This is a genomic window from Streptacidiphilus rugosus AM-16 (assembly GCF_000744655.1).
GTDB classification, from domain to species: domain Bacteria; phylum Actinomycetota; class Actinomycetes; order Streptomycetales; family Streptomycetaceae; genus Streptacidiphilus; species Streptacidiphilus rugosus.
In genome coordinates this window covers 973,386-996,369 of record NZ_JQMJ01000003.1, presented here as the reverse complement: position 1 = coordinate 996,369, position 22,984 = coordinate 973,386, and the positions used below count along the sequence as shown (strand labels likewise).

At 71.6% G+C, this 22,984-nt stretch carries 19 protein-coding genes; 1 reads left to right on the top strand and 18 read right to left on the bottom strand.

Annotated features, from left to right (window positions below; translation table 11 throughout):
* Positions 1–31: 31 nt before the first annotated feature.
* The 16 genes from BS83_RS07945 to BS83_RS07865 all read right to left on the bottom strand — a co-directional run bounded on the left by BS83_RS07945 (position 32) and on the right by BS83_RS07865 (position 19,799).
* A complete protein-coding gene (locus tag BS83_RS07945; protein ID WP_157597015.1) occupies positions 32–3,304 on the bottom strand; it encodes an N-acetylmuramoyl-L-alanine amidase in 3,273 nt (1,090 codons plus the stop codon).
* Positions 3,305–3,464: 160 nt separating this feature from the next.
* Positions 3,465–5,978 (bottom strand): ATP-dependent Clp protease ATP-binding subunit, encoded by a 2,514-nt coding sequence (locus tag BS83_RS07940; RefSeq protein ID WP_037602204.1) that lies wholly within the window; start codon positions 5,976–5,978, stop codon positions 3,465–3,467.
* 875 nt (positions 5,979–6,853) lie between these two features.
* Positions 6,854–7,201: a histone-like nucleoid-structuring protein Lsr2 gene (locus BS83_RS07930; RefSeq protein WP_037602200.1), complete on the bottom strand. Its 348-nt coding sequence runs from the start codon at positions 7,199–7,201 to the stop codon at positions 6,854–6,856.
* A 92-nt stretch (positions 7,202–7,293) separates the two neighbouring features.
* The gene (locus BS83_RS07925; protein ID WP_037602198.1) at positions 7,294–7,797 is read right to left on the bottom strand and encodes an amino-acid N-acetyltransferase; all 504 of its coding nucleotides are present in this window, start codon (positions 7,795–7,797) and stop codon (positions 7,294–7,296) included.
* Between the two features lie 9 nt (positions 7,798–7,806).
* Positions 7,807–8,241 (bottom strand): BlaI/MecI/CopY family transcriptional regulator, encoded by a 435-nt coding sequence (locus BS83_RS07920; protein WP_037602196.1) that lies wholly within the window; start codon positions 8,239–8,241, stop codon positions 7,807–7,809.
* A 91-nt stretch (positions 8,242–8,332) separates the two neighbouring features.
* The gene (locus BS83_RS46320; protein WP_037602194.1) at positions 8,333–8,479 is read right to left on the bottom strand and encodes a hypothetical protein; all 147 of its coding nucleotides are present in this window, start codon (positions 8,477–8,479) and stop codon (positions 8,333–8,335) included.
* A 10-nt stretch (positions 8,480–8,489) separates the two neighbouring features.
* Positions 8,490–10,025 carry a bifunctional lysylphosphatidylglycerol synthetase/lysine--tRNA ligase LysX gene (gene lysX, locus BS83_RS07910; protein WP_084713205.1) on the bottom strand — a complete coding sequence of 512 codons (1,536 nt, stop codon included), beginning with the start codon at positions 10,023–10,025 and terminating at the stop codon, positions 8,490–8,492.
* 239 nt (positions 10,026–10,264) lie between these two features.
* Positions 10,265–11,959: an LPXTG cell wall anchor domain-containing protein gene (locus BS83_RS07905; RefSeq protein ID WP_037602190.1), complete on the bottom strand. Its 1,695-nt coding sequence runs from the start codon at positions 11,957–11,959 to the stop codon at positions 10,265–10,267.
* 107 nt (positions 11,960–12,066) lie between these two features.
* The gene (locus tag BS83_RS41520) at positions 12,067–12,975 is read right to left on the bottom strand and encodes an FUSC family protein (protein WP_198035164.1); all 909 of its coding nucleotides are present in this window, start codon (positions 12,973–12,975) and stop codon (positions 12,067–12,069) included.
* A 109-nt stretch (positions 12,976–13,084) separates the two neighbouring features.
* Positions 13,085–13,873 carry a type III pantothenate kinase gene (locus BS83_RS07895; protein WP_037602188.1) on the bottom strand — a complete coding sequence of 263 codons (789 nt, stop codon included), beginning with the start codon at positions 13,871–13,873 and terminating at the stop codon, positions 13,085–13,087.
* Positions 13,874–13,932: 59 nt separating this feature from the next.
* Positions 13,933–14,988 (bottom strand): carboxylating nicotinate-nucleotide diphosphorylase, encoded by a 1,056-nt coding sequence (nadC, locus tag BS83_RS07890; protein ID WP_084713259.1) that lies wholly within the window; start codon positions 14,986–14,988, stop codon positions 13,933–13,935.
* 53 nt (positions 14,989–15,041) lie between these two features.
* Positions 15,042–16,676 (bottom strand): L-aspartate oxidase, encoded by a 1,635-nt coding sequence (locus BS83_RS07885; protein ID WP_051942765.1) that lies wholly within the window; start codon positions 16,674–16,676, stop codon positions 15,042–15,044.
* Complete coding sequence (gene panD / locus BS83_RS07880; protein ID WP_037602186.1) at positions 16,673–17,128, bottom strand: aspartate 1-decarboxylase; 456 nt, start codon at positions 17,126–17,128, stop codon at positions 16,673–16,675. The genes BS83_RS07885 and panD overlap by 4 nt, the downstream gene beginning before the upstream one ends.
* Before the next feature lie 50 nt (positions 17,129–17,178).
* Entirely contained in the window at positions 17,179–18,033 is an 855-nt protein-coding gene (gene panC / locus BS83_RS07875; RefSeq protein WP_037602184.1) for a pantoate--beta-alanine ligase, read from the bottom strand.
* Positions 18,033–18,968, bottom strand: coding sequence for a Rossmann-like and DUF2520 domain-containing protein (locus BS83_RS07870; RefSeq protein WP_051942764.1), 936 nt, complete (start codon positions 18,966–18,968; stop codon positions 18,033–18,035). The genes panC and BS83_RS07870 overlap by 1 nt, the downstream gene beginning before the upstream one ends.
* 162 nt (positions 18,969–19,130) lie before the next feature.
* Positions 19,131–19,799, bottom strand: coding sequence for a lysophospholipid acyltransferase family protein (locus tag BS83_RS07865; protein WP_037602182.1), 669 nt, complete (start codon positions 19,797–19,799; stop codon positions 19,131–19,133).
* A 109-nt stretch (positions 19,800–19,908) separates the two neighbouring features.
* On the opposite strand from BS83_RS07865, the gene BS83_RS07860 reads away from it, so the two are divergent.
* A complete protein-coding gene (locus tag BS83_RS07860) occupies positions 19,909–21,039 on the top strand; it encodes a threonine aldolase family protein (protein WP_037602180.1) in 1,131 nt (376 codons plus the stop codon).
* A 56-nt stretch (positions 21,040–21,095) separates the two neighbouring features.
* Here the strand turns inward: BS83_RS07860 and BS83_RS07855 are convergent, their stop codons facing one another.
* Entirely contained in the window at positions 21,096–21,773 is a 678-nt protein-coding gene (locus BS83_RS07855; RefSeq protein WP_037602179.1) for a response regulator, read from the bottom strand.
* A gap of 17 nt (positions 21,774–21,790) precedes the next feature.
* The gene (locus tag BS83_RS07850; RefSeq protein WP_037602177.1) at positions 21,791–22,969 is read right to left on the bottom strand and encodes a sensor histidine kinase; all 1,179 of its coding nucleotides are present in this window, start codon (positions 22,967–22,969) and stop codon (positions 21,791–21,793) included.
* Positions 22,970–22,984 lie beyond the last annotated feature (15 nt).

The window sequence follows — 22,984 nt, the reverse complement described above, 5'->3', positions numbered from 1 at the left end:
TGCGGTGCGTTGCGGCGCGGAGCGCCCGCGCTCAGCCGGCGGTGAAGAAGCCGGTGAGGTCGGCGATCAGGCTGACGCTGCCGAACTTGTTGGTGAAGTCCACCCGGCCGTTGACCACGGGGACCACGACCAGGTTCGGCAGCGTCTGGCCGGCGGCGAAGTTGATGTTCGACACCCCCGGCATCGTCCTGCCGTCCGGATAGACCGTCACGAAGCCGCCCGCCGTGGGCCCGGCCACGGTCACGTTCATCACCACGGCGGTGGCGTTGAGCGGGATCCCGTGGGTCGCACCGAGCGGCAGGCTGACCGTGCCGCCGGCCCCGACGACGCCGGCGCGCACGCCGGTGCCGTACCGGGTGTCCATCACCCGCGCCGGGGCGACGGTGTGGAAGACCGAGCCGCCGCCGGTGGTGAAGTACCCCGCCAGGTCGGCGATGACCTGGACCGTGCCGGACTGGTTGTAGAACATCACCTTCCCGTCCGCGCCGACCGGGACGACCACCAGGTTGGAGATCGTCTGCTTCGCCGTGTAGTTCAGGTTGGAGACGGTCGGCCTGCTCGGCCCGCTCGGGTAGACGATCAGGTCGCTGGCGGCGGTCGGCGAGGTCACCGTGACGTTCAGCACGACGGCCGTGACGCCGGGGTCGGAGATCACGCCGCCGGCGCCCGACAGCTGCAGCGCCACCGAACCGCCCTGACCGACCGGGCCGGTGCGGACGCCCTTGCCGGTGCGGCTGTCCATCACCCGGGTCGGCCCGGAGCCGACGAAGTGCGCGCCGCTCGGTCCGCTGACGTAGTAGCCGCTGATGTCGGCGATCAGGTGGACGCTGCCCGCCCGGTTGTAGAGCCGCACCGAGCCGTCCGCGCCCAGCGGGACCGTCACCAGGTTGGGGACGGTCTGGCCGGTCGTGAAGTTGAGGTTCGACGCGTTGGGCAGCGGCGTGCCGTCCGGGTAGACCGAGACGAAGCCGCTCTGGGTGGCGCCGGTCTCGGTGACGTTCAGCACGACGGCGGTGACGCCCGACTTCGGCACCGTGCTCGCCCCGGCCGTGGCGCCCGCGATCTTCAGCGCGATCGACGCGCCGGGACCGACCTTGGCCTTGGCGGCCCCGATCCCGTACCGGGTGTCCAGCAGCCGCGTCGGCGTCACCGGCACGTAGGTGCTGGTGGCCGGGGTCACCGGGGCCGACAGCTTGACGTCGCTCGACTTGACGAACACCAGACGGTGGTTGAACGAGATCGGGTAGTACTGCACCGAGCTCTTGTAGTACTGGCACCCACCACCGTTCACACAACTCGTGTAGTCCGGGTAGTAGTTGTTCGAGTCGTAGTAGTCGCCCGTGGTGAGCGCTCCGGCCACGAAGTAGCTCTGCCCCGGAGAGAACGAGTAACTCAGCGGAACCATGGGCGCGTTGGCCGCCAGCGCGGTGTTCGTGCCGAAGGCGCTGGAATCCGGGAAGGCACGACCGTAGACCGGCACGGCACTGCCGGCGGCCGGGGTGGCCAGCTGCGCGCCGGGCTTGTTGTTGGCATAGGCGTTGGCGCCGCCCGGGTTGTAGAACCAGGCCTTCTGCCCGCCGTACCAGATCGCGGTCCAGTCACCGGAGATCTGGGCGACGACGAAGGTCTCGCCGTAGACCGCCTTGTCGGTCCAGTCGGCGGCCCAGGTCTTGCCGGTGCTGCCGGTGCGGTTGTTGGCGGCGTAGTCCGCGTCCTGGATCAGCCCGGAGCCGGTGCCCGGCCCCTTGTACAGGTAGACGAAGTTCGCCGGGTGCGCCGGGCAGGCCGCCGTGCCGGTGCCGGTGCCGTCGCAGCCGACCATCGCCGGCTGGTTGGCGGTCGTGTACGGCGGCGCGATGGTGACGGTGCCGCCGACGACAGCCTGGTCGTTGCCGCTCAGCGGGGCGCCCAGCAGGCTGAAGTAGTAGCTCCAGTCCCAGTACGGTCCCGGGTCCCAGTGCTGCGCCGGCAGCATCGAGTCGTTGATGCCGGGCACCTCGTCGTGACCGATGATGTGCTGCCGGTCGAGCGGGATGCTGAAGCGCGTGGCCAGGTAGCGGACCAGCTTGGCCGAGGACTGGTACTCCGACGGCGTGTACCACTGACCGCTCTTGGCCGCGTAGCCCTCGTGCTCCACGCCGACGGAGTGCGTGTTGAACGTCTTGTTGGCCGCGTCCCAGGACATGTCCGCCGTCGGCACCATCTGGGCGACCGAGCCGTCCATGCCCACGATGTAGTGGGAGCTGGCGTAGCTGGTGGGGTCCTGGAAGTGCGCGATCGCCCCCGCCACGGTGCCCTCGGCGTCGTGGATGACGATCGAGGTGATGTCGCCGCCGGCCGCGGAGCGGTCCGCGAGCGCGTAGTTGCCGTAGTCGGTGATGTCCGCGGAGTCCTGCTTGTACAGGGCCGGCGCGACGGTGCAGCTGAGACCGGTCGGGCACTCCGCGCTGAACGACGGCCCCGCCGCGGCGCGGGTCACCGTGAGCGCCCTCGGCGCCACTCCCGCGCCGGCCAGCGTGCTCGCCGAGGCGGCGCCGGTCACCTTCAGGCCGGGGTCGGCCGACAGGGACACCGCCTGCTGCTCCGCGGTCGTGCGGCGCGCGCCGGTGCGCATCACCGTGTAGACGCGGTCGGCGAACTCCTTCGCGGTGGCGGCGTCGTCCGCGTGGGCGAACTGCGCGACGGCCCGGTACCACTGGCCCGGGTCGGCGGGGAGCGAGCCGTTCAGCTTCTTCTCGTACGAGGCCAGCAGCGCCGCCCCGCCGCGGATGTTCTGGCGCGCGTCGGACTTCAGCGCGGAGGCGGGCTCGCCGATCAGCTTCGCGGCGGCGTCCAGCGTGTGGAAGCCGGGAGCCGAGGCGTCGACCGCCGGGGCCTGCTTCTTCGCCTTCGACTTCGCAGCCGCGGCGTGCCGCACGATCGCCGGGTCGTCCGAGCCGCCGCTCTCGACCTCGCCGGCCGCCGTCGGCGCCAGATCGGCGGCGCTGACCTGGGTCAGGCCCATCACGTTGTAGTTGCCGGTGGTGCTCGGCAGGCCTTCGTGGGTGTCCCAGAGCGACTGCTGGTAGGAGAGCGCCAGGAGCACCCGCGTGGGGACGTGGAACTCGCGGGCGGCGGCGGCGAACTGACCCTGCAGCGTGCTGCCCAGCCGGACCGGCGTCACGCTCGTGCCCGCCGCGGTCGGCGCGGAGGAGGACGAGGAGGACGCCTCGGCTATCGCCCCGTAGACCAGCGCGGAGGCCGCGAGGGCCGCGGTCGCGCCGATCCATGCTTTCGAACGCGTGCGTCTGTGATGTGGTTTCACTAACCCGCCCCTGGGTGTCGCCCGACCCCCTGGCCGGGCCCGATGATCTCGGTGTCAGCAGTGGGCGAACGATATCAGGTGGCGTTCGATGGCCCGACGCCAAGGGCCGCCCCCGCTTTCGCGGGGGCGGCCCTTGGGTGGACTACACGGTTCGGGCTGGTCAGCCCTTGGTCAGGTCCGGGCCCGCCGTCACCGGCGGGGCGTCCACGACCGGGGTCTTGTCCGCGCCGACGAAGGTGAACTTGGCGTCCTTGCCCTCGCCCTCGACGTCCACGACGACGATGTGGCCGGAGCGCAGCTCGCCGAAGAGGATCTTCTCCGACAGCGTGTCCTCGATCTCGCGCTGGATCGTGCGACGCAGCGGACGCGCGCCCAGCAGCGGGTCGTAACCGCGCTTGGCGAGCAGCTGCTTCGCGGCCGGACGCAGCTCCAGACCCATGTCGCGGTCCTTGAGGCGCTCGTCCACCTTCGCGGCCATGAGGTCCACGATCTGGATGATCTCGTCCTCGCCGAGCTGGTGGAAGACCACGATGTCGTCGACACGGTTGAGGAACTCGGGGCGGAAGTGCTGCTTGAGCTCCTCGCCGACCTTGGCCTTCATCCGCTCGTAGCCGGTCTGGATGTCGCCGGTGGCGGCGAAGCCCAGGTTGAAGCCCTTGGAGATGTCCCTGGTGCCGAGGTTGGTGGTCATGATGATGACCGTGTTCTTGAAGTCCACGACCCGGCCCTGGGAGTCGGTCAGGCGACCGTCCTCCAGGATCTGCAGCAGCGAGTTGAAGATGTCCGGGTGGGCCTTCTCGACCTCGTCGAAGAGGACGACCGAGAACGGCTTGCGGCGCACCTTCTCCGTCAGCTGGCCGCCCTCCTCGTACCCGACGTAGCCGGGCGGGGAGCCGAACAGCCGCGAGACCGTGTGCTTCTCGCTGAACTCGGACATGTCGAGCTGGATCAGCGCGTCCTCGTCGCCGAAGAGGAACTCGGCGAGCGTCTTGGACAGCTCCGTCTTACCGACGCCGGACGGGCCGGCGAAGATGAAGGAGCCGCCGGGACGCTTCGGGTCCTTGAGGCCCGCACGCGTGCGCCGGATGGCCTGGGAGAGCGCCTTGATGGCGTCCTTCTGGCCGATGACGCGCTTGTGCAGCTCGTCCTCCATGCGCAGCAGACGCGAGGACTCCTCCTCGGTCAGCTTGAAGACCGGGATGCCGGTGGCGGTCGCCAGGACCTCGGCGATGAGCTCCTCGTCGACCTCGGCCACGACGTCCATGTCGCCGGCCTTCCACTCCTTCTCGCGCTTGGCCTTCGCGGTCAGCAGCTGCTTCTCGTTGTCACGGAGCGAAGCCGCCTTCTCGAAGTCCTGCGCGTCGATCGCGGACTCCTTCTCGCGCCGCACGTCCGCGATCTTCTCGTCGAACTCGCGGAGGTCCGGCGGCGCCGTCATCCGGCGGATGCGCATCCGGGAGCCGGCCTCGTCGATCAGGTCGATCGCCTTGTCCGGCAGGAAGCGGTCCGAGATGTAGCGGTCGGCCAGCGTCGCGGCGGCGACCAGCGCGGCGTCCGTGATGGAGACGCGGTGGTGCGCCTCGTAGCGGTCGCGCAGACCCTTGAGGATCTCGATGGTGTGGGCGAGCGACGGCTCGGCGACCTGGATCGGCTGGAAGCGGCGCTCCAGGGCCGCGTCCTTCTCCAGGTGCTTGCGGTACTCGTCCAGCGTGGTGGCGCCGATGGTCTGCAGCTCGCCACGGGCCAGCATCGGCTTGAGGATCGAGGCGGCGTCGATCGCGCCCTCGGCGGCGCCCGCACCCACCAGGGTGTGGATCTCGTCGATGAACAGGATGATGTCGCCGCGGGTGCGGATCTCCTTGAGCACCTTCTTCAGGCGCTCCTCGAAGTCACCGCGGTAGCGGGAGCCGGCCACCAGCGCGCCCAGGTCGAGCGTGTAGAGCTGCTTGTCCTTGATCGTCTCGGGCACCTCGCCCTTGACGATCGCCTGGGCCAGGCCCTCGACGACGGCGGTCTTGCCGACGCCGGGCTCGCCGATGAGGACCGGGTTGTTCTTGGTGCGGCGGGACAGCACCTGCATGACCCGCTCGATCTCCTTCTCGCGCCCGATGACCGGGTCGAGCTTGGCCTCGCGGGCGGCCTGCGTCAGGTTGCGGCCGAACTGGTCCAGGACCAGGGAGGTCGAAGGAGTGCCCTCGGCGGGACCACCGGCGGTGGCGGACTCCTTGCCGCCGCCCTGGTAGCCGGAGAGCAGCTGGATGACCTGCTGCCGCACCCGGTTCAGGTCGGCGCCCAGCTTGACCAGGACCTGGGCGGCGACGCCCTCGCCCTCGCGGATCAGGCCGAGCAGGATGTGCTCCGTGCCGATGTAGTTGTGACCCAGCTGAAGAGCCTCGCGGAGCGACAGCTCCAGGACCTTCTTCGCCCGGGGGGTGAAGGGGATGTGGCCGGACGGGGCCTGCTGCCCCTGTCCGATGATCTCCTCAACCTGCTGGCGGACCGCCTCGAGCGAGATCCCGAGGCTCTCCAGGGCCTTAGCGGCGACACCCTCACCCTCGTGGATCAGGCCCAGAAGGATGTGCTCGGTGCCGATGTAGTTGTGGTTGAGCATCCGGGCTTCTTCCTGAGCCAGGACGACAACCCGCCGCGCGCGGTCGGTGAACCTCTCGAACATCGTTAATCGCTCCTCAGAGCGGTCGGGGCAACGAGGGAATCCCCTCCCTGTCCTACCGCATGCTAGTCCCGGGGGCCGGAACAGCTCCTCACTCCAACCGTCGACACCCGCTGGTGGGGGACCGTGCGACGGCCGACAATGACTCCAACCGAATGCTCCGGGATGGTGTTCCCGCAGGCCAGGCAGATCCACCTGGAATCGCTACGCCGACGGCGAACGCCACCGCCGACACGCCGCAGCGCGCCTGCATCCGGCTTCCCACATGGGCATTCATACCCCGGCGACGGCCCGTTCCATACCGGAGCGACTCCGTCTGGTGTTCGCCCACCGAGGAATCCGCCGATTTCACGGACGACCGCGGGCGACTGGGGGAACCCGTAACCGGAAGAGCACTCCACCGGTTGTCCCGATTGTGCCTCAGTCCACGAGTACGGCAAAGCAGGCCGCGGTCCCCCTGCCGGGCGACTGCGACCTGCTCGACGTTCCCCTGGGCGCCGGACTGCTGGCACTGGCCAGGATGGACCTGCGCGGCCGGGCCACCGGAGCCGCCTGGGCCCTTGCCGGGGCCGCGGACGGACCCGAAGGCGCCGAGGCCGGTGGACGGCTGCTGCTGCCGCTCCCCGTCGGGGTGGCGGCGGAACTGCCCGCCCTGCTGCGTTGGCTCGGCTGGGCCCACCTCGACGGCGTGCTGCGCGGCCACGAGGCCGGCCGGCTCCCGTCCGCGCGCCGGCTGCGCGAGGGCCGCAGCCCCGGCCCGCTGCCGCCGCCGCGCCTGGTGGACGCCTGCGCCGACGCCTGCGCCCGCACCCAGCTCGCCGGGCTGCCCCGGCCGGCCGACCCGTGGCCGACCGTCCCGGCACAGCGTCAGGCGCGGATCAGCTGTGCGCCTTCTCGTACTCCTCGCGGATGTTGCTCGGCACCCGGCCGCGCTCGTTGACCTCGAAGCCCTGCTCCTTGGCCCAGGCGCGCATCTTCGCGGTGTCCGGGTTCCCGCCCACCGGCCGTGCGGCGGCGGCGCGGCCACGACCGCGCCCACCGGCCAGGCGGCCGCTCTGCTTGCGTCCCTTGTCCGTGTACGGGGCCAGCAGCTCGCGCAGCTTGCCCGCATTGGCGTGGGTGAGATCGATCTCGTAGGCAACCCCGTCGAGAGCGAACGTCACTGTCTCGTCAGCCTCGCCGCCTTCGAGATCGTCGACAAGAAGGACCTGGACCTTCTGCGCCACGGGCTGTCCCTTTCCTCAAAAGCCTGGATTACTTGTAGGAAAGCAAACCGTCTTTGCGGGAAAAATTCAACCGGCCCCGGAGAACTCATCTCTCACAGATGCAGAAGCATCCGGGTGTTGCCGAGGGTGTTCGGCTTGACGCGTTCGAGATCCAGGAACTCCGCGACGCCTTCGTCGTAGCTCCGCGAGAGCTCGTCGTAGACGCCGGCGTCGACCGGAGTCGAGGCGATCTCCTGGAAGCCGTGTTTGGTGAAGAACTCGACTTCGAACGTCAGGCAGAAAATACGACGCACACCGATCCAGCGGGCCGTCTCCACCAGCTTCCGCAGCAGCAGGTGACCGATGCCGGTACCGCGGCAGGAACGGTCCACCGCCAAGGTGCGGACCTCCGCGAGATCCTCCCACATGACATGCAGCGCTCCGCACGCGACGACCTCGGCATTGTCGTCCCGTTCCGCCACCCAGAACTCCTGCAGCGACTCGAACAGGGTCACCGTCGGCTTGTTGAGGAGGATCCGTTCGCGGGCGTAGCCGTCCACGAGCCGCCGGATCGTGGGCACATCGGTGGTCCGCGCGCGGCGGATGGTGACCTGCATGGAGAGACGCTACCGTGCGGGGTCGCCGTCCCGCACAGCCTCCTCCGGGGCGTCGACGGAGGCGTCGATATCGGCCGGGAAGAGCGAGGGCGCGAAGACCCGCAGGGCGTCGCCGAGCGCCTCCTGCTGCTCCGGCGACATCATGCCGAAGAAGTGCACCAGAGCCGCCGCCGGGTTGTCACTCGTCTCCCACGCGTCGTTCATCAACGTCGCGGTATACGCCTCGCGCGTCGACACCGGCGCATATCGATAGGCGCGCCCTTCCTGTTCCCTGCGCAGCCAGCCCTTCTGGAACAGCTTGTCCATCACCGTCATGACCGTGGTGTAAGCGATCTCGCGTTCCTGCTGGAGATCCTCCAGCACCTCGCGAACGGTGACCAGCCGGTTCCACTGCCAGAGCCGGGTCATCACCTCGTTCTCGAGTTCACCGAGTGGGCGCGCCATACAGTGCAAATATCACTTTTGCCCGAATTAATCCACAGGGCATGACAGAGGGGTGCGGGGTTTTCACCCCGCACCCCTCGGCCGGTGTTCCCTACTCCTGGGACAGCGTGATCGCCTCGGCGGCCGCATCCTCCTTGGCGGCGTTGGCGCCGCCCTGGTTGCGGAAGATCGCACGAATCATGAAGCCGAACGCGACGGCCATCACGACGGGCGGGGTCAGTGCCTCGATGTACTGCATGGCGTCGACTCTACTCGGGCTTCACGAGCGGGAAGAGGAGGGTCTCCCTGATCGGCTTTCCGGTGAGCAGCATCACCAGCCGGTCCACGCCCATGCCCATGCCGCCGGTGGGCGGCATGCCGTACTCCAGGGCCCGCAGGAAGTCCTCGTCCACCTGCATCGCCTCGACGTCGCCGCCGGCCGCCAGCAGCGACTGGGCGGTGAGGCGCTCGCGCTGGTCGATCGGGTCGATCAGCTCGGAGTAGGCGGTGGCGACCTCCTTGCCGAAGATCACCAGGTCCCACTTCTCCGCGACGCCGTCGATCGAGCGGTGCTTGCGGGTCAGCGGGGAGACCTCGGTGGGGTAGTCCCTGATGAAGGTCGGCCGGACCGCGTTGTGCTCCAGCAGCCGCTCGACGAACTCCAGGATCAGCTGGCCGTGGCCCCACTTCTTCTCGTAGGGCACGCCGTGCTCGTCGGCGAGCTTGCGCAGTTCGTCGACCGAGGTCTGCGGGGTCACCTCGACGCCGAGCCGGGCGCTGATGCCCGGGTAGACGCTGATCTCCTCCCACGGCTCGGCCAGGTCGATCTCGACCTCCTCGCCGTGCTGGTCCAGGCCGCGGATCACGGTGGTGCCCAGCGCGTCCTTGGCCGCGTTGAGGATGAGCTCACGGGTCAGCTCGGCCTGGGTGTCGTAGTCGCCGTAGGCCTCGTAGGACTCGATCGCGGTGAACTCCGGGTTGTGGGTCGCGTCCGCGCCCTCGTTGCGGAAGTTCCTGTTGATCTCGAAGACCTTCTCCACGCCGCCGACCATCAGCCGCTTGAGGTAGAGCTCGGTGGCGATGCGCAGGTAGAGCGTCATGTCGTAGGCGTTGATGTGCGTCGTGAACGGACGCGCGTTGGCCCCGCCGTGGATCGGCTGCAGCATCGGCGTCTCGACCTCGAGGAAGCCGCGGCGCTCGAAGGTGTCGCGCAGCGAGCGCAGCACCCGGACGCGCAGCTGCAGCATCTCGCGGGCCTCGGGGTTCACGATCAGGTCCACGTAGCGCTGGCGGACCCTGGCCTCGGGGTCGGACAGGCCCTTGTGCTTGTCCGGCAGCGGGCGCAGGCACTTGGCCGTCAGCTCCCAGCGGTCGACCATGATCGACAGCTCGCCCCGCTTGGAGGTGATCACCTCGCCCTCGACCCCGACATGGTCGCCGAGGTCGATGTCGCCCTTCCAGGCGGCCAGGCGGTCCTCGCCGAGCTTGTCGAGGGAGAGCATGACCTGCAGGTCGCCGGTGCCGTCGCGGAGCGTGGCGAAGCAGAGCTTGCCGCCGGTCCGGCTGAGCACGACGCGGCCGGTGACGCCGGCGCGCTCACCGGTGGCGGTGTCCGGCTCCAGGCCGGGGTAGGCCGCCCGCAGGTCGGCCAGCGTGCTGGTGCGCGGGAATCCGACCGGGTACGGGTCGACGCCGGCGGCGCGCAGCCGCTCCAGCTTCTCGCGCCTCACCCGCATCTGCTCGGGAAGGTCGTCCTGGGCTGCTGCGGAGCCGGCTGCGGCTGCGGGGGTCTGCTGATCGCTCACCCCACCAGGGTATCGACCGCACGGCGGTGCCCCGCCACCCGATATCCCGGAGAGCCCGGGCGGCGCGGGCCGGGCGCCCGCTTCCCACCCGTCTCGCGGCCGAGACCCCGGCCCGATACTTCGGCCACAAAGGGACAGGACAGGACAGTCAACCGCAAAGAACTCGTCAGTTCTTCGCGGGGACATGTCCTGTCCCGGTCCGGTTCAGTCAGCGGGCCGATACCGGCCCGGACCGCGGCTCAGCCGTGGCTGCCCGCACCCGCCCGGCGACGGCGGGCCAGCAGGACCGCACCCGCGCCCAGCACGATCGCCGCCGCGCCCGCGCCCGCCAGCGGCAGCGTGTCCGAGCCGCCGCCGGTGTGCGCCAGGCCGCCGCCCGCCGCCGGGGAGGCCGACGCCGATCCGGCCGACTGCGAGGCCGGCGCCGAGGGCTTCGGGGTCGGGTTCCCCGGCGCGGCCTTGGTCGCGGTCACCGTGAAGGTCGCGAGGTTGTCGTCCTCGTTCGCGTCCGAGACCTGACCCGCCGCGACGACGGCGCCCTGGGCGGCCCGGAGCGGCTCGGTCGGCTTGAGCGAGAAGGAGAAGTCTGCCTCCTGGCCCGGCTGCAGCACGTGCTGGACCGGGCAGAAGTACACCGTCGCCGGGTCGAAGCCGGCCGCGGTGCGGGCGTGGGCGACGGCCGGGGCGTGCTTAAGCGAGTTCCCGACCTTGGTGTCGTCGACGCAGTTCTTGGGCGCCGAGACCACCTGGACGCCCTTGGGCAGGCCGAGCACCATCACGGCGGTGACGTCGGCCGTGCCGGGCAGCGCGCGGGTCGGCACCTTGCCGGCGTTGCGCACGCCGAAGGAGGCCGTCAGCGTCCGGCCCACCGTGCCGCGCACGTTGTGCGCGACGGCGGCGAGGTCGTCCTGGCTGACGACGTGCAGGCCGGAGAGGCCCAGGTTGTTGTCGTAGTTGATGTCGACGGCCTGGGCCGCCCTGGCCGCCGGTGGGGAGGCGACGAGGGTCAGCGCGGCGCCGGTGCCGGGCGTGCCGCCGGTCACGCCGGACGCGACGGCCCCGTCCGCGGTGTCCCAGCCGTAGATCAGCGCGCCGTCCAGGCCGTCCGTCCCCGATGCGGCGACGGAGACCGGCGCGGCCGCGCCCAGCCAGTAGGTCTCCCCGGGCCTGACCACCGTGTCGAAGTGGCAGACCACCCCGTTCTTCGGGGCGCCGGGGAAGATGTGGAGGTCGGCTCCGTAGCGGCAGTTGCCGTACGAGCCGCCGACCTTGAAGTCCTCGGTCAGGCTGGACAGCACCAGCGTGACGCCGTGGGCGTCCCGGTCACCGAGGTTGCTGACGGAGGGGTTGGCCTCGACCGGCTTGCCCGAGCTCAGGTCGAGCACCGGCGGGAGCTGACCCACGGCCACGTCGGGGCCGTCGCCGACGGTCACCGCCGTGGTGTCCGGGTCGTCGCCCGGGTCCTCGGTCGCGTTCGCGGCGGTGACCTTGAAGGCGACCGTGCCCTTGGCCCCGACGGCGGCGGACGCGGTGGTGCGCAGGCCGAGCTGGAGCGGCGCGATCCCGTCCACCGCGGCCAGGGTGCAGCTCGCGTGCACCTTGGCGGCGTCGGTGAAGGCGCAGTTCTGCGGCAGCGACAGCTCGACGAGCCCGGCGAGCGAGCTCGCGTCGACGGCGACCTTCACCCCGGTCACGCCGTCGCTCTCGGGTATGACGACCAGTCCGACGTCGTGGAAGGACCGGGCCTGCGCCCCGCCGGACTGCGGCAGCAGCGTCACCTCGGGCGAGGTGACGACGGTGGTGAACTGCCTGCCGCCGCCGGCGGGAGCGGCGCCCGCAGCGAACGCGGGGAGAGCGGTCGGGCCGCCGGAGATGACTGCGGCAGCGGCGACGGCCCCGAGAAGGGCCGTCCTCCGCGCGCGTGCGAACACCATGTGAGGTTCCCGGTGAGGAGGAGGCGAGAAGAAAGCAAGATCCAAACACCTCGGGGAACCCGGAGGCCAGGCCTGTGGCCCGACCGTTACCTCGGCGCCGCGGCGGCTCAGCCGGTGCCGGTGGCCAGCTCCTCGTCCTGCTCGCCCGAGGGCCGGACGCCGCGCGGGAACAGGTCGCCGGGCGTCGGGATCGGCCGCACCGGCCGCACGGGGCCGGTCGCGGGCTGCGCCGGGGACGGGGCGGGGGCGTGGGGCTGGGGCCGGGACGCCTGGCCGGTGTGCTCGGTGCTGCTGCTCATGGCGATCGTTCCTCCTCGACGGACGGGCAGGGGATACGACTCTGCGCGGGTCTTCTCACGCAGCCTGGTCGGGCGGTTCGCACGCGCGAAATCCGCCACCTTCCCCCCGATCGACACGCTCGCGATCCGCGGCGGCCGTGGGATCTCCGGTGCCTGACGCTCGGTCACCGGACGCTCTGCCGCCGGAGGCTCCGCCACCTGACGCACCGCCACCGACAGCTCTGGAGCGGAGCGCGGGGCGGCGAGGGCGACGACGGGCGGGATGTCGAGCCGACGCCGCACGCCCGCCTCCGCGAGCTCGGCGCAACGCTGCCGCAGCGACGCCCGGCGGGCGCGCTCGGGCTGGGCGCAGGGCAGCGCGCTGACCGAGCGCAGGGCCGTCAGGTCCTCGGAGTCCGGCAGGTAGCCGTCGGCGACGGCCTCCTCAAGCCGCTCCACATAGCCGGACGCGCTGCCCGGCAGCGCGGCGCGGTACCGGACCAGCTCGGCGAGCGCGAAGGCGCGCATTCTGCCGCCTTCCAGCACCGCCTCGTCGATCGCCTCGGACAGCCGGAGGACGTCCTGGACGTCCTCCACCCAGGCGGCACGGGCGGACCCGTCCGGTCTGGCGTCGGCGCCGATCGGTGGATTGAGGACGTGGGCGAGGGCCCGCCGGAGGACTCGCAGCTCGTCTGCGCTGAAGGCCATGCCGCCGCGCGACCCGTGAGGCGTAGGCATGGGATGACTGTACGTAGCGAAAAGGGAAAATCGGATGAACCACGAGCATGTCGGCGGGTCGTCCGAACAAAGCCAGCCGTTCGGCCGTGTGCTCGGCGGGCCCGGCGAATCAGCTGGTGGCCGTGTTCCGTTCGTAGACGAGCCGCAGACCGACCAGGGTGAGCCACGGCTCGTGCACGTCGATGCTGGTCGCCTCGCCCAGCACCAGCGGGGCCAGCCCGCCGGTGGCGATGACCTGGACGTCGTCGGGGTTCTCCGAAAGCTCCGCCGCCATCCGGTTCACTATTCCGTCCACCTGGCCGGCGAATCCGAAAAGCACCCCGGACTGCATCGCCTCGACGGTGTTCTTGCCGATGACGCTGCGCGGCCGGGTCACCTCGATCTTCCGCAGCATCGCGCCGCGCACGCCCAGCGCCTCCACCGAGATCTCGATGCCGGGCGCGATCGCGCCGCCGACGAAGTCACCGCGCTCGTTGACGGCGTCGAAGCTGGTCGCGGTGCCGAAGTCGACGATGATGCACGGCCCGCCGTACAGGTGCTTCGCGGCCAGGGTGTTGACGATCCGGTCGGTGCCGACCTCCTTGGGGTTGTCGGTCAGCACGTGCACGCCGGTCTTGACGCCCGGCTCGACCAGCACGGCGGGCACGTCGCCGTAGTAACGCCGGGTCACCTCGCGCAGCTCGTGCAGCACGGTCGGGACCGTGCAGCAGATCGCCAGCCCGTCGACGGACTCGGTGCGCAGCATCGGGTGGGCGCCCATGAGCCCCTGGATCAGCACCGCGAGTTCGTCCGCGGTGCGGCGCGGGTCGGTGGAGACCCGCCAGTGCTCGACGATCTCCTCACCGTCGAACAGTCCGAGGACGGTGTGGGTGTTGCCGACGTCGATCGTGAGCAGCATGGGCGCTTGTCGCTTTCTGGAACAGCCGGGCCTCGATGGCGGGTGGGAGGGCGGGAGGACTATCCGCGCAGGTCGAGGCCGATGTCAAGAATCGGCGACGAGTGGGTCAGCGCACCCACCGCGAGGTAGTCGACGCCGGTCTCGGCGACGGCGCGAGCGTTGGCGAGGGTCAGGCCGCCGGAGGACTCGAGCTTGGCCCGGCCGCCCACCAGCGCGACGGCCTCGCGCAGCTCGTCGACGCCGAAGTTGTCGAGCAGGATCAGGTCCGCACCGGCCTCCAGCACCGGCGGGATCTGGGCGAGCGTGTCGACCTCGACCTCGACCGGGAGGTCCGGGTAGGCGGCGCGCACGGCCAGGAACGCCTCGGCGACGCCGCCCGCGGCGACGACGTGGTTGTCCTTGACGAGCGCGGCGTCCGACAGCGCCATCCGGTGGTTGGCCCCGCCGCCGCAGCGGACGGCGTACTTCTCCAGCGCGCGCAGGCCGGGGGTCGTCTTGCGGGTGTCCCGCACGACGGCCTCGGTGCCGTCCAGGGCGTCGGCCCAGGCGCGGGTGGCGGTGGCGATGCCGGACAGGTGGCAGAGCAAGTTGAGCGCGGAGCGCTCGGCCGTCAGCAGGTCGCGGGTCCGGGTGGTGACGCTGAGCAGCACCGTGCCCGCGGCGACGGACGTGCCGTCCTCGACGTGCCGCTCGACGGAGAACTCCTCCTCGGCGACCAGCGAGATCACCGCCTCCGCGATCCGCAGGCCGGCGACGACACCGGCCTCCCGCGCGACGAAGTCCGCGGTGGCGACGGCGTCGGCCGGCACGGTGGCGACGGAGGTGACGTCCTCTCCCCCGGCCAGGTCCTCGGCGAGCGCGAGCGTGGCGATGTCCTCGACCTCGACCGGGTCCAGGCCCGCGGCCTCCAGCAGCGCGGCGAGCTCCGGGTCCAGCCCGGTCTCGTACTCGCCCTCACCGCAGGCGCAGCCGTCGCCGCAGGCGTCGACGATCTCGAGTTCTTCGTGGGTGTGCACGTCGGATTCCTTTTTGCAGAGAGGGACGGAGTGTTCGGGGGTGCGAGGAACTGCGCGACAAGCCACCCACCCAGGTGCGCGCCGAACGAGCGGGGCCATCCGCATGCCGGTGGTTGCTCGCGCAGTTCCCCGCGCCCCTGAGGTGGCTGCACCTAACGCACTTGCAGACGTCCTTCGTTCAAGGTCGTGATCAGGTGCTTCTGCCAGTGGACGTCGTCGCGATCCGGCGCGTCCTCGCGCCAGTGGCAGCCGCGGGTCTCCTCGCGGAGCAGTGCCGCGGCCGTCAGCGCGGAGGCGACCAGGTGGAGGTTGGTGGCCTCCCAGGTCTCCACCTGCGGAGGCTCGTTCTTCTCCAGGTCGGACCCCACCAGGGCGGCAAGCCCCTCGGCGGCCCCGGCCATGCTCTCGGCGGAGCGCAGCACGCCGACCCCGCGGGTCATCACCCGCTGGATCTCGGCCCGCGCCTCCGCGGCCAGCAGCGGGACGATCTCCACCGGGCGGGTGGTGTCCTCGTGACGCGGCGCCAGCTTGCCCAGCCGGTCCCGCTCGATGATGTCGGCCGCGATCCGCTCGGCGAAGACCAGGCCCTCCAGCAGCGAGTTCGACGCCAGCCGGTTCGCGCCGTGCACACCGGTGCAGGCGACCTCGCCGCAGGCGTAGAGGCCGGAGACCGAGGTGTGGCCGCGCAGGTCGGTGCGAACCCCGCCGGAGGCGTAGTGCGAGGCGGGGGCGACCGGGATCAGTTCCGTCACCGGGTCGATCCCGTGCGCGCGGCAGGAGGCGAGGATGGTGGGGAAGCGCTCCTCCCACATCTCCGCGCCGAAGTGCCGGCCGTCCAGGAACATGTGCTCCGCGCCGGTCTCCTGCATCCGCCGCATGATGCCCTTGGCGACGATGTCGCGCGGGGCGAGCTCGGCGAGCTCGTGCCGGCCGACCATGAAGCGGACGCCGTCCGCGTCCACCAGGTGGGCGCCCTCGCCGCGGACCGCCTCGGAGATCAGCGGCTGCTGTCCCTCCGCGTCCGGGCCCAGCCAGAGCACCGTCGGGTGGAACTGCACGAACTCCAGGTCGGCGACCTCGGCGCCGGCGCGCAGCGCCAGCGCGACGCCGTCGCCGGTGGAGACGGCCGGGTTGGTCGTGGCGGAGAAGACCTGCCCGAGCCCGCCCGTGGCCAGCACCACGGCCCGGGCGTGGACCGCGCCGACGCCGTCGCGCTGACCCTCGCCCATCACGTGCAGGGTGAGGCCCGCGGTGCGGCCCTCCGCGTCGGTCAGCAGGTCGAGCACCAGCGCGTGCTCGATCAGCTCGACGCCCTCGTCCTCGCGGACGGCCGCGACCAGCGCACGCGATATCTCCGCGCCGGTGGCGTCGCCGCCCGCGTGGGCGATGCGGCGACGGTGGTGGCCGCCCTCGCGGGTGAGCATGATCTCGCCGTCGCCGTCGCGGTCGAACGCCGCTCCGGTGGCGATCAGGCGGCGGACCGCGTCCGGGCCCTCGGTGACCAGCGTCCGCACGGCGTCCTCGTCGCACAGGCCCGCGCCGGCGACCAGGGTGTCCTGCAGATGCTGCTCGGGGGTGTCGCCGTCGCCCAGCGCCGCGGCGATGCCGCCCTGCGCCCAGCGGGTCGACCCGTCGTCGAGCATCGCCTTGGTGACGACCAGCACCCGCAGCCCGGCGGCGCGCACGCGCAGCGCCGTGGTCAGCCCCGCGACGCCGGAGCCGACCACGACCACGTCCGCGGTCGTGATCCAGCCCGGTGCAGGGGCGGCGAGTCTGCGCACTGTCATGACTGGCTCCGTACTGCGTAGGCGGGCTGCGGCGCGATCGTCCCGATCGCGTCGCCCCGCGTCAGACCGCTGCCCTCTGGAGCAGCGGCGGCGTCCGCGCCGGTGTGGCTGATCCGGTTGTCGCGGTCAACGAAGACGATACGCGGCGTGTACGCGCGGGCCTCGGCGTCCTCCATCTGCCCGTAGGCGATGAGGATGACCAGGTCACCGGGGTGGACCAGGCGGGCCGCCGCGCCGTTGATGCCGATCACGCCGGTGCCGCGCGCGCCGGCGATGGTGTAGGTCTCCAGGCGCGCGCCGTTGTCGATGTCGACGATGTGGACCAGCTCGCCGGGCAGGATGTCGGCGGCGTCGAGCAGGTCCTCGTCCACGGTGACCGAGCCGACGTAGTGCAGGTCGGCCTGGGTGACGGTGGCCCGGTGGATCTTGGACTTGAGCATCGTGCGGATCATGGGTGGTCACGTCTCCTGGGGGAAGTACATGCCTGGGCTGCTGACGGGCGTCAGAACCGGATGCGGACGTTGTCGATGAGCCGGGTCGCCCCCACCTTGGCGGCGACGGCCAGAACCGCCTCGCCGGTGAAGTCGTCCCTGTCGATCTCGGTGAAGTCGGACGGGTCGATCAGCCCGAGGTAGTCGAGGGCGATGCCGCTCCCCGCCTCCTCGAGCACGCCGAGGGCCGTCTTCCGCACCGCCGAAGGATCCGCGCCCGCCGCGCGGGCGTCCCGCCCGGCGAAGAGCGCGCGGGAGAGCGCGAGCGCGCGCTTCCGCTCCTCGGCGGAGAGGAAGCGGTTGCGGCTGGACAGGGCCAGACCGTCCGCCTCGCGGACGGTCGGCACGCCCACGATCTCCACCGGGAAGTTGAGGTCGGCGACCATGCGCCGGATGAGGGCCAGCTGCTGGCCGTCCTTCTCCCCGAAGAAGGCCAGGTCGGGGCCGGTCAGGTGGAGCAGCTTGGCGACGACGGTCAGCATCCCGTCGAAGTGGCCCGGCCGCGAGGCGCCCTCGTAGCCCGTGCCCATCGGCCCGGCGCTCAGCCTGACCTGCGGCTCGCCGCCGGGGTAGACCTCCTCGACGGAGGGCGCGAAGACCAGGTCCGCGCCCGCGTCGCCCGCCAGCACCAGGTCGGCCTCCAGGGTGCGCGGATAGCGGTCCAGGTCCTCGCCCGCGCCGAACTGCAGCGGGTTGACGAAGACGGTGACCACGACCGTGCCCTCCGCCCCGGCCCGCTCGCGGGCGGCGCGGATCAGCGTGGCGTGGCCCTCGTGCAGGGCGCCCATGGTCATCACGACGGCGCGGGGGCCGCCGCCGCGCGGGGCCGCCTCGAGCTCGCGCGCGGTGTTCACCAGGAAGGTCATCAGGTCTCCTCCGCGAGGGCGTCCAGCAGGGCCTCGGCGGCCTCGGGCTTGAGCATGCCGTTGGCCAGCGCACGGTCGGCGGTGGCGCGGGCCATCGCCCGGTAGGTCTCCAGCAGCTGGGGGGTGGTCCGGTGCAGCTCGCCGATGTGGGCGCGGACCGTGCCGGCGTCGCCCCGGGCGACCGGGCCGGTCAGGGCGGCGTCCCCGGCGCGCAGGGTGTTGTCCAGCGCCGCGCCCAGCAGCGGGCCGAGCATCCGTCCCGGCTCGGCGACGCCGGCCAGCGACAGCAGCTCCATCGCCTGCGCGACGAGTGTGACCAGGTGGTTCGAACCGTGCGCCAGAGCCGTGTGGTAGAGCGGCCTGGCGGCCTCGGGGATCCACTCCGGCTCCCCGCCCATCTCGACGACCAGCGCCTCGGCCACCGGGCGCAGCTCCTCCGGCGCGGTGACGCCGAACGGGCAGCCGGCCAGCCGGGCCACGTCGACGCTGGTGCCGGTGAAGGTCATCGCGGGGTGCAGGGCCAGCGGCAGCGCACCGGCCCTGGTGGCGGGTTCGAGCACCGCGATGCCCTGCGCGCCCGAGGTGTGCGCGAGCAGCTGCCCGGAACGCACGGCGCCGGTCGCGGCGAGCCCGGCGACCAGGTCGGCCAGCGCGTCGTCGGGCACGGTCAGCAGCACCAGATCGGCGGCGGCCATCACCTGCGGCGGCGTGACCAGCCGCACCCCGGGAAGCAGCGCGTTCGCGCGCCGCTGCGACGCCAGCGAGACACCCGAGGCGGCGACCACCTTGTGCCCCGCGTACTGCAGCGCGGCGCCCAGCGCTGGGCCGACGCGCCCGGTGCCGACGATGCCGACGGCCAGCCGCGCGGGCCGGTTGTCGGGCGCGCTCGGGTCGGGATCGCCGAAGACCGGCAGGCCGAACTCGTCCGCGCTCATGACTCACTGCTCATTGCCGACGCCTCACAGCGGTGCAGTTCCGTTCCAGTCCCAGGTGGGGGTACCAGACGTTCCGAGCCAGTTTACGGTGCGACCGACGCGGCGGTGCGGCGGTGTGGCGTACGCAACGTCGCGGACCGGAGGGCCCCGCGACGCCGCCCGCTACGCCGCCCTGGGCGGCTCGTTGTAGACGTCGGCCCGTGGCTGCGCGGACAGGGCGTGGATCGCGTCCATGATCTGGTCGGTCACCTCGCGGCGGACCGGGCCGACCGGGGTGACCCCGATCCGATCCGAGAAGTCGATCGGCTCGCCGAACCTGATCGTGACCCGGCGGATCCGCGGCAGCAGCTTGCCGACCGGCTGGATCCGCTCCGTCCCGGTCAGCGCCACCGGCACGACCGGCGCGCCTGAGGCCAGCGCGAGCCAGGCCACTCCGGTGCGCCCCCGGTAGAGCCGCCCGTCGCGGGAGCGGGTCCCCTCGGGGTAGATCCCGAACGCACCACCCTCCTGGAGTACCGCCAGCCCGGCGTCGAGGGAGGCCTGCGCCGAACGGTGGGTGCCGCGCTCGACCGGGATCGAGTCCATCGAGGAGAAGAAGAGCTTGGTGAACCAGCCCTTGATCCCCGTCCCGGTGAAGTACTCCGCCTTGGCCAGGAACGACACGGGACGCGGCGCGAGCAGCGGGATCACCGCGCTGTCGATGGCGGCGAGGTGGTTGCTGGCGATGATGACGGCGCCGCGCTTGGGGACGTTCTCACGTCCGATCACGACCGGCCGGTAGATCATCCGCGCCAAGGGAGACAGCACCAGCTTGGCGAGCGCTTGGGACACGGTTCCTCCGGAGTGCACTGACGGGCGCTGCGGATCGTACGTCATCGGCCGCGCCCGCGGGAGCCTCGTCCGAGGCGAGAGCGGCGGCCGCGTCTGAGAGGCTGGCCCCATGGCTGACGCAGACGAGACCACCACGACCGACCCCGTCGAGCGCCGTTTCCTGGCGCTGCGCGGCTGCGAACGGCAGCTGTCCGGGGTCCGCCCGCAGAGCCTGGCCGAGCGACTGGCCGACCTCTCCGGCGACGCCGGCCGCGCCGCGTACGACCTGGACGGGCGGTCCGACGTCTACGGCGACGGCATCGTCGCCGCGCTGGAGGACCGCGTCGCCGAGCTGCTCGGCACGGAGGCCGCGGCGTTCTTCCCGACCGGCACGATGGCCCAGCAGGTCGCCCTGCGCTGCTGGGCCGAACGGACCGGCAACGACCTCGTCGCGATGCACCCGCTGGCCCACCCCGAGGTGCACGAGCGGCACGCCTACGCCCAACTGAGCGACCTGCGCAGCGTCTGGCCGACGACCGCGCCGCGCCTGCCGACGGCGAGCGAGGTCGCCGACTGCGGCGAGCCGTTCGGCACGCTGATGCTGGAGCTGCCGCTGCGCGACGCGGGCTTCGTCCTGCCGTCCTGGGCGGAGCTCACGGCCACGGTCCAGGCGGCTCGGGACCGGGACGCGGTGGTGCACTTCGACGGCGCGCGCCTGTGGGAGACCGTCCGGCACTTCGGCGTCCCGCTGCGGGAGATCGCGGAGCTGGCGGACTCGGTGTACGTGTCCTTCTACAAGACCCTCGGCGGCGTCAGCGGCGCGGCGCTGGCCGGCCCGACGGACTTCGTCGCCCAGGCGAAGGCCTGGCGGCACCGCTACGGCGGCCAGCTGTTCCAGCAGTGGCCCGCTGCGCTGGCCGCGCTGATCGGGCTGGACCGCGAAATCCCCCGCCTCGACGACTACGTCGTCCACGCCAAGCAGGTCGCCCTGGCCCTCGCCACGGCCCCCGGCTCCCGCGTCCACCCGGCGGTCCCGCAGACGCACCAGTTCCAGTTCTGGCTCCCCTTCACCGCCGAAGCCCTCAACGAGGCGACGCTCCGTCAGGCGGAGGAAACCAAGCGGGCCCTGTTCGGCGGCTGGCGCGACAGCCCCGTCCCGGGCCTGGCCCTGACCGAGATCACCGTCGCCGACCCCGCCCTGGACTGGTCCCCCCAGGAGATCGCCGACGCGCTGACGGAGTTCCTTTCGCTCCTGGGATGACCCCTCAGGGGCGCGCCGGGCTCTGCAGGCGAGAAACCAGGCAAGGCCTCTGACGGTTACCCGCGTGCCTGAACGATGCCGGTCTCGTACGCCAGGACGACGGCCTGGACGCGGTCGCGGAGGCCCAGCTTGGTCAGGATCCTTCCGACGTGGGTCTTCACCGTCGCCTCGGAGAGGCCCAGGCCCATGGCGATCTCGCCGTTGGAGAGGCCCTGGGCCACCAGCAGCAGGACCTCGCGCTCACGGTCCGTCAGGCGTTCGACCTCCGGCGGGAGCTTCGTGGGCCCGGCGGCCGGCAGCACGGTCGTGAACCGGTCGATCATCCGCCGCGTCGTCGTCGGCGCGACCACCGCCTCGCCGCTGCTGACCGCGCGGATCGCCGCGACCAGCTCCACCGGCGGGACGTCCTTCAGCAGGAAGCCGCTCGCCCCGGCCTTCAGCGCAGAGAACGCGTACTCGTCCAGGTCGAAGGTGGTCAGGATCAGCACCCGCGGCGAGGACGCCAGCCGCGTCGCGGGATCGCAGATGCGGCGGGTGGCCTCCACGCCGTCCAGGCGGGGCATGCGGACGTCCATCAGGACCACGTCTACCTCGGTGTCCGCCAGGACCTCCAGCGCCTGCGCGCCGTCCCCGGCCTCCGCGACGATCTCGATGTCGCTCTGCGACTGCAGCACCATGCGGAAGCCGGTGCGCAGCAGCTCCTGGTCGTCGACCAGCATGATTCGGACGGTCACTTGGACAACTCTGCCTTTCAGATACGGGACGGGCCCAGCGGAAGCACGGCCTTGATGCGGAAACCGCCGCCCACCCTCGGCCCCGCGTCGAGACTGCCCCCGACCATACCGACGCGCTCGCGCATGCCGATCAGGCCGTGGCCGAAGCCGTCCTCGCCGCCGTCCTTGGCCAGCTGCGCGCTCGCGCCGCGGCCGTCGTCCTCGATGACCATGGCGAGGTCGCCGTCCTCGAAGCTGATCCTGACCGTCGCGCTGGCCTGCGGGCCGCCGTGCTTGCGGGCGTTGGTCAGCGCCTCCTGGACGATGCGATAGGCCGTCAGCTCCACGCCGCGCGGCAGCGGCCTGGGCTCGCCCTCGACCTTGAACTCCACCGGCAGGCCCGCGCTGCGGACCTGCTCCAGCAGGTCGGGCAGCTGCTCGACGCCGGGCTGCGGGACGTACTCGCCCGTCGTCTCCTCACTGCGCAGCAGCCCCAGCAGGCGGCGCATCTCTGTCAGCGCCTGGCGGCCGGTGCCGGCGATGGTGGCCAGCGCCTCCTTGGCCTGTTCGGGCGAGGAGTCCATCACGTAGGAGGCGCCGTCCGCCTGGACGATCATCACCGAGACGTTGTGCGCCACCACGTCGTGCAGTTCCCTGGCGATCCGCGCGCGCTCCGCCGCGACGGCGACCTTGGCCTGCGCGTCGCGCTCGCGCTCCAGCCGCGCGGCGCGGTCCTCCAGCTCCAGGTAGTAGGCGCGGCGGATGCTGGTGAAGCGGCCGAGCACCCAGCTCAGCACGAACGGGGTGGAGGCCAGCAGCGCCTCGGCGATCATCGACGGACGCGACATCACCGTGTGGTCGAAGGCGATGACCGCCAGCGGCCCGGACGCGAAGCCCAGCATCAGCGCGGCCCGCGAGGTCCACGGCTTGCCGAAGGCCGCCGCGCCGTAGCAGAGCACCAGCAGCGCGATGTCGGCCACGTAGACGTTGTCGCCGTAGGCGAGCTGCACGAAGGACAGGGCGGCCGCGATCCACAGCGTCGCGTCCGGATAGATGCGCCGCACGCACAGCAGGCCGCAGAGGCAGAGCGAGATCAGCAACTGGACGACGCTGTGGGTGGAGAGGATCTGCATCGACGACAGCAGGAGCAGCAGCAGCGCCCACGCGGTGTCGGACACCGTGGGGTGGCGGCGGAACCAGCTGTAGAGGAGTTGCACGCTTCCAGATTAGGC